The 1,025-nt window shown below is 71.8% G+C and carries 1 protein-coding gene and 1 pseudogene; both read right to left on the reverse strand.

Annotated features, from left to right (window positions below):
- On the reverse strand, nt 1–534 hold a 534-nt coding region (locus FrCorBMG51_RS32160; protein WP_235433836.1), incomplete at its 3' end, for a lactate racemase domain-containing protein.
- Nucleotides 535–678: 144 nt separating this feature from the next.
- Nucleotides 679–1,025 (reverse strand): annotated as a pseudogene (locus tag FrCorBMG51_RS32165) (zinc-binding alcohol dehydrogenase); the annotation flags it as partial.

Raw genomic sequence — 1,025 nt, forward strand, 5'->3', positions numbered from 1 at the left:
GGCGGCCCGCCGGTTGATCTCGACGTCCTCGCCGTTCTCGGTCAGGCCGACGTGCAGCAGGTTGTCCCTGTCCTCGGCGTCGTGGTTGTAGAGGTTGTCCGGCCAGAACGAACGGAACACCCGCTCCCCGACAGCCCGCTCGATCTCGGCGGCGGTCATCCGGCGGTGCAGGGCGTTCGCCACGATGAGCACCACGTCGTCGACCCCGGCCTCGGCCGCGAGCGTCAGCACCTGCTCGATCACCCGCTGGCGGATGTCGGGCCGGCGCATCGGCGGCAGCGGGATCGACAGGTCGTCGAAGGCGATCGTCAGCCGCATCCCCGGCCGCAGCAGCGCCCGCAGCGGCTCGCTGTTCTCCGGCTCGGCCAACGCCCGGCTGATCGCCGCGTCGACGTCTGCCAGCGCCGGCAGCGACTCCGGCGGGTAGAGCACCCGGGTACCCAGCGGAAAACGTTCCAGCCCGAACCCCTCACCCTGGTGGACGAGCAGCGGAGGAGTCCGCTCATCGACTTCGAGCACGAACCCCGGTCTCACCTGTGCGATCCCCTCACGCGTGGTTTCAGCCGAACGGCACTGGGTTGTCGTCGGCGTCCTGGAATAAGCGTCCCAGCAGAGGCCACAGTGCCTGCGGGCAGGCCCCGTCCGCCTCTTCTGTGCCCTGTCACGTTCCGTGCCCCGTCACGGCGTCATCAGGTCGAAGGCAACCTTGACCGCTCCCAGCCGTCCGGCGGCCAGCGCATGGTCCAGCGCGTCCCGCCAGCGGTCCAGCGGATAGGTGGCCGACAGGATCCCGTCCAGCGGCGCGGACGCGGCGAGCTCGAGGGCCCGGTCGAAGTCCGACCGCTCCCGTGGCCGCCCGTTCACCTGCCCGTTCACCTGGTTGTCCGGCCGGACGGCCGGATGGGCGGCCGTGCCGGCGGACGAGGCGTAGGCGCCCACCAGCTCCAGCTCGCGGAACCACAGCGGGGTCAGGTCCACCGACCCGGTGGGCACCCCCGACAGCACCACCCGCCCGCCCGCCCGGG

The organism is Protofrankia coriariae, assembly GCF_001017755.1.
Classification (GTDB): domain Bacteria; phylum Actinomycetota; class Actinomycetes; order Frankiales; family Frankiaceae; genus Protofrankia; species Protofrankia coriariae.